Origin of the sequence: Pseudonocardia zijingensis, from assembly GCF_042657305.1 — a bacterium.
GTDB classification, from domain to species: domain Bacteria; phylum Actinomycetota; class Actinomycetes; order Mycobacteriales; family Pseudonocardiaceae; genus Pseudonocardia; species Pseudonocardia zijingensis.
The window spans coordinates 1-11826 of the sequence record NZ_JBHSKO010000054.1; the positions used below are offsets into that span (position 1 = coordinate 1).

An 11826-nucleotide genomic window follows, 5' to 3' on the forward strand; every position below is an offset into this window, starting at 1 on the left:
TGGGGTTGACCCAGCTGGTGGTGGCCGGGTTGGCGCCGGGTGGGTTGACGGTGGCGACGGCCGGGGCCGTGGAGCTGGCCCTGGGGGCCGGTTATGTGGTGGTGACCGCGGCGATGATCGTCGCCGCCCGGTTCGTGACCCGGTTCAAGGTCGGCTCGATCGCCCAGCTCGAGGCGGCCATCACGGAGCTGGTCGGTGGCCCCGAGGCCAGGACCACTGCCGCCGAGGTCATGTCCGCGTTGGAGGGGCGGGGGATCCTCAACCTGGGTGATCTGGTCGTCCACACCGGCGACGAGTTGCGGGCGTTGGGCCTGACCGGCGCGCAGGTCGTGCTGGTCGAGCGGGGGCTGGCCGAGCTCGGCCACACCCTGCGCGGCCCACCGGCACCCGGGTCGGGCCCGGCACGTCCCGCTCCCGGGTCAACGCAGGCCTTCACGTCGGCGGCGGCTGCGGCCGCCCGCCCGCTGGTGGCGGCGTGGCGGTGGGCCACGGCCACGCGGCTGCGCGCACTGCTGGTCGCCGGCCTCGTGGTGCTGGTCGCGGTGGTGCTCGCGGTGCTGGTGGGTGGTGGCTTCGCCGCCGGTGCGGGCGGCCTCGCGATGGCGGTGGCCGGGCGGCCGGGCGGCCGCGACGACCCCGATGAGGATGCCGCGTTCTGGGCGGACGAGTCGCGCCGGGAGGACGTCGAGAACGAGCTGAGGCGGCGCTACCTCCTGGCGATGCTGCGCGAGGTGGTCCAGCGCCTGCGGGCCGATCCGGCCGTGCAGACCGATCCCGTCGTCCGATCGCTCCTCGACACCGCGGAGGAGGGCATGGCGCGCCACCTCGTGGCGGCCGGCCGGGTGGACGACGCGTGGCGCGAGTTCTCCGCGATCAGCGACTACCTGACCCTGGAGAAGGTCGCCGAGGAGCTCCTCCGGAAGACCCGGAACCCGGTCGAGGTCCGGGAGAGCCTGGAACGGCTGCCTGCCGGCGCACCGACCGGGCGGCACTGGGCGGCGCTGGTGGTGCTCCTCCTGGACCGGGCGGTCGGCCACGTGGACTTCCGGTACCTGCAGGGGCTGGTGGACGCGGCGGAACGGCTCTCCGACGAGGACCCGGCGTACGCCGACGGCATCAGGTGGCAGTACGTCGGCGACGCGCTGGACGCACTCGGGAGGGTGGGCGGCGACGACCGCCGGGCCGAGCTGCGGGCCGCCCTCGTGGACGCGGGCCCCGATTCGCTGACGTGGTACCTGGGGCTCGCCGATCGGGTCCGACCGCAGGCGGAGCTCATCGAGGAGCGGAGAGGCCGTGACGAGGCTGCTGCGGCCCGCGACGAGTTCCTCCGCGTGGAGGCCGAATGGATCGGCGACGTGTTCTGGCACGTCATCGGTACTCCCGACTCCTTCCCCGGGATCGGGGTGAGCGACACCGGCGGCCGGTTCGACGAGGCTGTCCGGACCGGTGTCACGGCCGGCGCACCGCGGGCCCGGGTGCTCGGGGTCATCGCCGGTGCGGTGGACCGGGAGCTGCGGCGGACCGCCGGCGCGTGGGCGGACGACCGGCCCGGGTTCGACGCGTCGCGGGTCGCCCTACCGCTGTCGACGCAGGCCCGGGCCTGGTTGGTGGTGGGCGCCGCCCAGGTGACCGGCCCGATGCCCGCGTGGCTGTGGGAGCACGCGCTGGTGATCCTCGACGAGCTGGCCGCACGGCGGCCGGACCGGTTCGAGGCGCCGTGGCGCGAGGCCTTCTTGCGCGTGGTCGGTACGGCGGTGCAGCAGCCGTTGCCCCTCGACGACACCGGCCGGGCCGGTACACGCGCGCAGGAGGTGCAGCGCGAGCGGGTGCTCGCGGTGCTGCGCGTGGCGGTGCCCGACGCCGTGCGGCACGGGGTGGCGGGCGCACCGCTGCGCGCTCTGATCGACGTGGTCGCGGTGTGGGCCGATCCGGCGCGGTGGCGGTACCAGAACGTCCTCGACGAGGTGCTCCACCGGCTGCCGGCCGACCCGTCCGGCCTGCTGGTGGAGGCGTGGCTCGACCTGGTCGGAGAGGTCCGGCGGTTCGACCCCGCGGTGCGTGCGTTCGACCTCACCGAGGCCGTCGCGGCGAGGCTCGAGGAGCTCGCCGGCGAGATCGGCCGCGATCCGGAGCTCGCGCCCTCCCTCCTGGAGCAACCGGCCGACCTCTTCCACACCCTCTTCGGCTCCTCGGTGCTCCGCGGCCTGCCCGTGGCCGACGTGGACGCGCTGTTCGCGGGCTGGCCCGCGGACCCCGTGCTGCTCGGGCTCCTGACCGAGTACGCGCAGGTGCTCGTCGACACCGGGGACATCGGCATCGCCCATGAGACCGTGCGTCGGCGGCGGGCGGTGATCCCGGGCACCCGGCCGGCGGAGAGCGGTGCCGTGCCCGTGGAGTCGGTCGTCGCCGTGGGGGATGCGCTCCTGCGGCTCGGTCCGATCGAGGACCTGTCGGTGAAGCTCGCCCGGCTGCGCGACGACGACGGGCACCTGCCCGCGGACGCGGCGGCGCTCCTGACGCGGCACTGGATCGGCGCCTGGCGGTGGTCGCTCGGCCTGCCCGAGGAGCTCCTCGCCTACGTGGTGGTCGAGCGGCCCGGCGAACCGGTCCCGGCCTCCGAGATCCGGTGGATCGCCGAGGTGACCCCGGACGTCCGGCAGGTGTTCGAGGAGTTCCACCGGCCCGACGGCGGCACGAACCTGCAGACCGGAATCGTGCCGTTGCTGTTGCTCGCGATCGGCGGGGCGCCGCTCGCCGGTGAGGCGGTGTGGACCACTGTGTGGACCACTGTGCTGGTCGGGCTCGCCGCGGTCGCGGCCGTCGGGGTCCTGGCGGTCGCCGTGGTCGCGCTGACCTGGTGGACGAGCCGCGCGTTGCTCGGTTCGCACCGGCCGTCGTCACCGGCGGGCACGCCCGTCCGGCAGATCCGTGGTGGTGCGGGCGGCGTCGACGCAGGCGGCGGCTTCACCCGCGAGGAGTCCCGGCAGGTGTTGGGTGCGCTGGCTCTGATGTGGCTGGACCGGACGGCCGCGGGACGTGCGCTCACCGGGCGCGCCCGGCCGGACGGCCTGGGTGCGGGCGTGGAGTACTGGGAGGCGCGTGCCGGCACGCTGCGCCGGTACCTGCGTCGCCTCGGTGTGCCACGAGCGGCGGCCCGCAGCCTCGCGCGGCGGGTGGTCGAGTTCTCGTGGCAGGAGGAGCGGGGCGGCGTGGTGTTCGTCCCCACCCACCGGCGTCGGCAGTTGCAGCGGGCCGGCCTGCGCGACCGGGTGATCGCCCACGCCATGGAGTTCCACGTCGGCCACGACGCGCGGCAGCGCTACGACGGCCGGGCCCACGACGAGGACGCCCGCCCGATCGTCACGGCGCTGGTCCCGTCCGGGTGGCGGGTGTGGCACGGTCGCGCGTTCCGCACGGTGTGGGTGCTGCGGGAGGAGGTCCGGGCCAAGGGCCCGGCACTCGGGCCCGCCGCCGCCGGACTGGTCGAGCGGGTGCGCCGGGCGCGGACGGCGCGGCGCGCGTACGCCGAGCGCCTGACCTGGGCACCTCGGCTGGTCGCCGAGCTGGAGAAGGCCGGTGAGCACGTCGGGCAGGACCTGGTCGCGATCGCCGCCGCGGCGCTGCGCGTGTCGCCGGAGGAGGTGCGGGCGGCGATCCTCGCCGACCCGGCCGAGATGCGTGCGGCCGCACCGAACCTGGAGTACTTCAGCCTGACCGGCAGGCAGTACCTCGACGAGATCACGCGTGAGGTCGAGCGGCGCCGGACGAGCGTGCTGCAGACCCTCGCGCAGGCGTCGCGGGCGCGGGCGGCGGTCCGGGAGCTGATCGGGGCCGCGGTCGACGCGGCGGTGGCGGCAGGAGCGACGGACGCGCAGATCGCCGCGGCCGTGGGCGTGCCGGCGGCGCTGGTGGCGGGGCCCGCGGCGCAGCGCCGGGCGGCGGTGGCCGCACCGGCCCGCGTGCGGTCGCCCGGTGCGGCGGCCGACCCGTGGGTGGAGTTCGCCCTGGCGTTGCCGGCGTTCCACGAGCGTCGGGGCTGGGCCGGGTGGGCCTACGACCGGCTGGTGGGGGAGCTCGGCCACGACGCGACCGTGGCGCGCCTGGCGGTGGCACTGGCGATCGACCCGGCGGAGATCTACTCGGCGGCCATGGACCCGGCGACGGCACCGCGGGCCCCGCCGGGGCTCGACCCGGCGGGCATGAGCCCGGCCGAGCTGCTCACGGCGCTGGCGGCCGAGGTGTCCGCCCGGCAGCAGCGGCTGGCGGCGGCCGAGGAGGCGGCCGCGGACCTCCCGCAGCGGGGTCGCGAGGACGAGATCCCCGTTCCGGGCATCACCGACTGGGTGATCCTCCCCGTGCTGCAGGCGCTGCGGTCGGCGGGGTTGGCGGTGACCTTCCGCGGGCGGCGGATCGTGCTGCAGCGGGCCGAGGGGATGACCGTCGAGCCGCACGCGGGCGAGCTGGTCGTCGCGATCGCGAAGTTCGCCGACGGCCACTACCACCTGCACGGCTACCCCTACCACCGCGTGGCGACGGTGGGGGCGCTGGTGCGCAAGCACCTCGTCGCCGGCCGCGACGTGATCATCACGTTCCACCCGATCCCGCAGCGGATCAAGGGCCTGGCCTACTACGGCGACGTCGACGCGCAGCAGGCGACCACCGGGTTCGGGGTGGCCATGCTCGCCATGCGCGGCAAGCTGACCGACGCGCACCTGTTCCGGCAGCTCCGGCTGGCGCCTCCGCAGCTGGTCTGGCGGATGCTCGCCGGGATCACCGGCGGCCGGTTCGACATCCCGGGCGGGAAGCTCTACGACCTGGCGACGCAGCTCGTCGAGCCGAAGGCCTACTTCTTCGGGGAGCGGACGTTCCACAAGGAGAACGTCACGCTGCAGCTGGGGGACCAGGCGGCGAACCTGCTCGACCCGGAGTACCCGCGGACCCTGGAGCGGCTGCGCGCGGCCGCGTCCCACCTGCGGGCGGCCATGGCCGACGAGCGCCTCGATCGCGGGGAGTTCCCCGAGCTGGCGGCCGCCGTCGACGACCTCTACTCGGCGCGAGCGCAGGACGTGGTGGTCCGGCTGCACGAGCTGGCCGACCCGGCCGTGGCAACGCCGGTGGTGCTGCGGCAGCTCGACGCCGCGCTGGTGCGTCTCGGCCTCGCCGAGGAGACCGGGCTCGGCGCCTTCCACATCGGCCGGGTGTACGGGCGGGGCATGACCGAGTTCCTCGAGGGGCTGGAGGAGACCGGAGCCGTCGGGGTCGTGCACAACGACGCGGGCGAGCCGATGTTGGGCCGCGACGGGTTCGCGATCGCCGGGGTGCCCGACATGCGGTACCTGGTGGCGTTCCTGGCAGCCCTGCGGGAGCACCCGCGCGCGAGGGTCGTGCTGGCGCACGTGGGCACCGGCAAGTACACGACGCTGTCCCCCGAGTACCTCGGCTTCCTCGAGGCCGAGGTCTTCTCGGTGCGGGAGGAGCGGTTCCCCAACCTCTACGTCGACGTGTCGTGGAACGACCTGGCCCAGCACATCACCGAGACGTCCGAGATCCGGGACCGCTTCGTGCGCATCGCCGCCGCGCACCACCGGATGCTGATCTTCGGCACGGACAGCCTGAAGTCGCCCACCGAGGACCACCACCTGCGGCACGTCCGGGACATGGGCCCGATCCTGGTCGAGATCGACGCGCTGGCACCGGGCGCGCAGGACGCCATCGTGTTCCGCAACCTCATCGCGCTGCTGGCGGTGGCCCGGGCGGACGTGCGGGCCTGGCGGATCCGCAACGTCGAGTCCGGGGTCTGGGACGAGGTGCTGGACGGGTTCCCCCCGCGGTACCAGCAATGGGTGCGCGACCGCGTCGTGCTGTGGCGGATGCGCGGCTACGGCACGCTGCAGTCGGAGCGGCTGCCCGGCGAGGGCCCGCGCGAGGCACCGATCTCCGACCCGGGGCCGCACCCGTTCGACGGGGACGAGGGCCGGCAGCTGCGCGACATGCGCGACTGGCGGTGGGCGATCAGCGACCGCTCCGCCACCGGCCGCAACACCGTCCGGCTGTGGTGGCGTGCGGTGCGGATCGCCGTGCGGGACCTGAAGGACGGCCACCGGCGGCCCGCTGCGCCCGCGCCGGTCCCGGCCGCGGCGGGCGAGCTCCCGGGTGGCGGCCGTCCGATCGAGGCGCTCGTCGCCGTCGACCAGGCCCGCCGGGCCGGGGTGCCGGAGAGCCGCCGAGGCCGCGTCCTGGAGCTGGTGGACGAGCGCCAGGCGCAGATCGAGGGTGCCCGCGCCGAGGTTGCGAAGCGGTCCGCCACGGCGCGGCGCGCGGTGCTGTGGCTCACCCTCGGGGCCGCCCTGGCCGTCGTCGCCGTGCTGGCCGGGTTGTGGACCGTGCCCGCGGCGCTGGGCTGGATCAGCTCGATGGCGTTCGTCGCGCGCGGTCTGCTCACGCTGGTGCGGACCGCCGAGCAGACGGCGGTGCGGGTCGTGCACGAATCGATGTACGAGCGCGGCCTGGTCACGGAGCAGAAGGTCACGTGGCTGCACGACTTGGTGCGCCGCAACGCCGCCGCGTACGGGGTGAGCAGCGACCGGCTCGGGCGGGTCACGGAGGTCACCCGGCAGTTCCTGACGAACGTGTTCGGCCCTGGTGGGCTGCTGCGCAGGCCGCTCGAGGACGGGGAGTCCCGGGCGGAACGGCACGGGCGCCTGGTGCAGGAGTACTCGCGCTGGACCGACCTGACGAACCGGGCGATCGGGACGAGCCTGACCTCGCTGCTGACGACCGGCGCGCAGACCTCGGTGGGCCGGGCGATCAACGCGACGATCGCGCTCACGTTCGTCGGCAACCTCGCCTTCCACGCGTTGACGCCGGCCTACCTGCTGTACGCGGTGTCCGACGTGCTGCTGCTGGCGCCGGTGCTGGCAGCGGCGGTCTCCGGCTGGTTCGGCTTCAACATCGCCGCCTGGCCGTGGGCGCGGAAGCTGACGAACTACTGGGCCTATCCGGTGGTCACGCTGGCGAACATCGGGCTGACGGCGACGTTCCTCGTCGAGGGCGCGACCGCTGCCGCGGCGACGTCCGGCGTGCTCGCCATGCTCGGGGTGCTGATCTCGGCCAAGATCGTTGCCGCGGCGGTGCTGACCGGCGCCACCAGCTACCAGACGGAGCTGGCGTTGCAGACCGAGCTCGGGCTGGGCGTGCGCCCGAGCAGCAAGTTGCCCACGGCGAGCGCCTACTTCGCGCTGTCGTTGATCATGCTCGGGCTGATGACGGCGCCGGTGCCGCTGCTGCCGGCGTTCGGTGGGCTGTTGCCGCTGCTCGCGCTGGCCACGGTCGTGGCGATGGTGAACCTCATCCGCAGTACCGACAAGCCCGGGATCGGGGGATGGGCGCACCGGCTCCGGACGTTCTTCGGCCGCGCCACCGCGGCGTACCTGACCACCATCCTGGGCACCGCCCTGTTGATCACGTTCACGGTGCCCGCAGGCCCGGGCGTGTCCGCCCTGACGGCCGCGGCGGTGGCGGTCGCGGTGCCGGTGGCGGTGCTCGGGCTGGCCGTCGTCCGTCGGCTGTACCACCGGGTGCGCGCCGCCGCGACCGGGGTGCACCTGCGCCCGGTCGACCCGCGCGGATACGCGCTCGACGGGCTCCGACGCGGCCTGCCGGTCGCGTGGGCGGTCCGGGTGACCGGGGCCCACCGCGCCGAGATCACCCGCTGGATCGCCGAGGAGCTCCGGCTCCGCACGCCCCCGACCCGGCTCGACCCGGCGGCCCGGGAGCTGATCGACCGCGTCCGGCGCCACGTGATGCGACGGCCGTCCCGGCTGCCGGGCATGCTCGCCGCCGCGTGGCACCACCAGGTGCTGCCCGCGGAGCTGAACACCCCCGCGGCGCGGGCGACGATCCGCCGGTACTCGGCGGTGCGTTGGGTGGTGCGCCACGACGGCAGCGTCTGGATCGCTCCCGCGCAGGTCCGCGGCCCAGGATCCGGCCGGTACCGGGTGGCCCACCCCGTGCTGTCCGAGGGCGCCGAGGTGGTCGCCGCGGGCACGGCCCGGTTCACCCTCGACGGGCACCGCGTCCGCGGCCGGATCACCTTCGGCAGCCGGTCGTTCCCCGGCACGGCACACCCGGCCCACGGTTCGCGGGACGCCGTCGCGGCGGCGTTCGCGCGTTACGGCGTCCGGCTCGGCTCGAGTGCCGACGGGCGGGGGGATCGGGCCGATTCCGGTGCCGTCCCCGTCGGCCTCGCGATCGGGTCGGGAGCCGTGGCGCTGGTCGGGGCGCCGATCGTCCTCGGGTGGGGCGCGATCGCCGTCGGAGCGGCCGTCGGTGCGGGCACCGCACTCCTCGTCGCGGTGACGGTCCGCGTGCTGAGGCGCTCGGCCGAATCTCGGCCCGAGACGGATCGGGTGCGGAACGGCGCCGGGAGAGTGGCCGAGCTCGCTCGGCGGTGGCGCGGCCCCGTGGCCCGGGCCGTGCACGTCGCGGCGCCCGCGGTGGTGGCCGGGTCCGTGGCCGTCGCGGGCGCGGTGTTCCTCGACGTCGTCGTGGAGTTCGCCGTCCTGACCGTCGCCGGGGCCGCGGTCATGGCGCTGGGCGTCGCCTCCGGGCGGCTGGTGCGGCACCACCGGACGACCGACGCGCGTGGCTCACCTGCTGGGCAGGAAGCGCCGTCGACGGTGGGCGAGGCGGAGGCGCTGAAGGTGTCGCTGCTCATGGCGGTGTGGCGGCGCACCCACCTCGGGTTCCTCGTCGAGGCGTTCCGGTCGTCGGTGAACGACCAGACGCGACCGCCGGACGAGGTCGTCATCGTGTTCGACGGGCCGGTGCCCGACGAGCTGGCGGAGTTGGTCGACGAACTCGCGGCGTCCACCCCGGTGCCGGTGCAGGTGGTGCGGTTGGCGCGCAACGTCGGGCTCGGGCCTGCCCTCGACGCTGGTCTCGCCGCCGCATCCCACCCGGTGATCGCGCGGATGGACGCCGACGACATCTCGCTCCCGCACCGGCTCGCCGTCCAGATGCCGATCATCGAATCCGGGGTGGACATCGTCGGCTCGGGCCTGGTGGAGTTCGGCCGAGACCCCGACGACGTCCTGTTCACCCGATCGGTGGCGACCGATCCCGAGGAGATCGCGCGCCGTGCGCGGTTCGCGACGCCGTTCTTCCACCCGTCGGTGGTCTTCCGGCGCGAGGCGGTTGCCCGGGTCGGCGGCTACGGCGACTTCGCCACGATGGAGGACTACCACCTCTGGGGGAAGCTGATCGTCGCGGGCGCTCGGGTGGCCAACGTCGCAGAGCCGCTGGTGAAGTACCGCGTCGGAGCGGGGGCCTACGCCCGGCGGGGCGGGATGCGCCAGTTCCGGGCCGAGATGGGTCTGCAGCGCCGGTTCCGCGCGCTCGGGTTCACGACCCGCACCCAATTCGTGCGCAACGTGATCATCCGGGGTGGCTACCGGTTCGTGCCGGTGGACATCCGCCGGGTGCTGTACCGGACGTTCATCGCCGGCCCGCGGCGCCCGGCTGACGCGCCGCCGACCGCTTGGCTGGACGAACGGGTCCCGCTGGCGGTGCCGCCGGCGATGAACGGGTACCGGCGCATGCACGAGCACCCCGAGCTCAGCGGTGAGGAGCACGAGACCGCCGACTTCCTCGTGGCGGAGCTGCGGGCGCTGGGCCTCGAGCCACGGCGGGTCGGCGGGACCGGCGTGGTCGTGGACGTCGGCGACGGCCCGCGGGTGGTTGCGATCCGGGCCGACATCGACGCGTTGCCGGTGCCGGAGGAGAGCGACCTGCCGTACGCGTCGAGCCGGGCTGGGGTGTGCCACGCCTGCGGGCACGACATCCACACCGCGGTGGTGCTGGGGGTGGCGCACGTGCTGGCGGGCGCACCGCCGGGTGCGGTGCGCAGTCGGGTCCGGCTGATCTTCCAACCGGCCGAGGAAGCCGGGACCGGCGCGGACGCGATGGTCGCCGCCGGGGTCCTGGACGGCGTCGAGCAGGTGTACGGCCTGCACGTCATGCCGCAGCTGTTCACCGGCACCATCGGCATCCGGCCGGGCACGATGAACTACTCGGCGGACGCGGTGCGGATCACGGTCACCGGCCGGGCCGGCCCGGACGACGGGGTGAACCCGAACCCGCTGGTGCTCGGCCTCGCCGCGAGGGTGCCTGCGGTGTGGGAGCGGCTGCTGCGCGAGCACGGCCTGGCGGCCAACGACGAGGGCGACCCGATCGCGTTCTCGTTCGGGGAGATGCACGGCCGGGCGGGCGAGGCGGTGCTGGCGGGCACGCTGCGGTCGGGGACCCCGGAAGCGCGTGAGCTGGCGCAACGGCTGCTGCCGCAGGCCCTGCAGGAGGCGGTCGACGCGTCCCAGGACGACCTGGCAGGCGCCGGCGTACCGGCCGTGGCGTGGGAGATCGAACCGCTGGTCGGGATGGTGGTCAACGACGAGGCGCTCACGCGGCTGGTGAGCACCGTCGCCGCCCGTCAAGTGGGCTCGGAGAACCTGGTCGCGGTGGAGGCCTCGCCCGGTGGCGACGACTTCGCGTCCCTGAGCGGGCTGGTGCCCGGGGTGTACCTGTCGCTGGGGATCCGGCGGGCCGGGGCCGCGGTGGAGGACCTGCACAGCGGGCTGTTCCCGGCGATCTCCGACCCCGCCACCGCGGTCCCGGCCGGGATCGGCCTGTTCTCCCGGGTCGCCGTCGACGCGCTGGCGCACCTGCCGCCCGCCGGCGCCGCCGCTCCCTCCCTCGACGAGGCGCTCGCCCGTGCGGAGTCGTCGGCGCCCGCGGTCCGGCCGAAGCGACGCGGTTCGGTGTCGCCGCGCGCCCCTCCGGGCGACGACCGGTCCGCGGCCCCCGACCGCGGGCCCGGCGCCGTAGGAACCCACGACGCGCTGATCGACGACGTGCGGATCACGGTGACCGGCCGTGCCGGGCACGGGTCGCGGCCGCGTTCCGGACCGAAGCCGGCGATCAACGCGAACACGATGCTGGGGGAGGTGGTGCCACGGCTGGAGGGCAGCTGGCGGCGGATGCTCGCGGACGCGGGCGTGCTGAGCGACGCCGACGGCACCGCGGTCACGTGGTCGTTCGGGCGGATCGCCGGTGGCGAGGCGAAGAACGCGATCCCGGACCGGGCGACCGCGGCCGCAACCCTGTGGTCGGCGAACCCCGAGGTGCGCTCGGTGGCGCTGCGGTTGCTGGAACGGGCGGCGGAGGAGGCGTTCGCGGCCGCTCGCGCGCAGATGGTGGCCACCGGCCAGCTGTCCGAGGCAGACCGGGACGTGCCGGTGTACCGCCTGGAGACCGCGCCGGGCGGCGAACGCGGCTGGTCCGGTGCGGCCGTGCTGCCGGCGGCGCTGCTGCTCGGCCGCCTGGATCCGGCGATCCAGGCCGCGCTCGCCGAGGCGGCCGCCCTGTTCGAGGACCGCGTCGGGCTGCCGCTGCCGGTGGCTCTGGTGGTGGCCGCGGCCGTGCTGGTCGGAGGCACGGTGCTGAGCCGGCGGGCCGGGCCCGCCGTCCGGGTGGGGTGGTTGACCGCGCTGGCGGCCGTGGGCGGCTGGCTCGGCACCGCGTTGTTCCTGGACGTGCTGACCGTGCTCGGGTTCGGCGCCGTCGTCGTCGCCGCCGCTTCGCTGGCCGGGATCGTGGTGGGAGCGCGGGTGCCGTCGGCGCTCCGGCCGGGCGGAGCGGCCCGGGGACCGCCGGGGGCGGCAGGCGTGCTCGCCGCCGCGGTCCTGCTCACCGCCGGGCTGGCTGCCGGCGCGGCGCTCGCGTGGGCGCCCGCGGTCGCGTGGGCCGCCGGAGGCGCCGGGGTGCTCGTCG

General features: G+C 75.4%; 1 protein-coding gene. It reads left to right on the forward strand.

All coding sequences use genetic code 11. The features are described from left to right. Nucleotides 1-11826 (forward strand): amidohydrolase (locus ACFPL3_RS41695; protein ID WP_379590980.1); only part of this gene is annotated, 11826 nt, incomplete at both ends.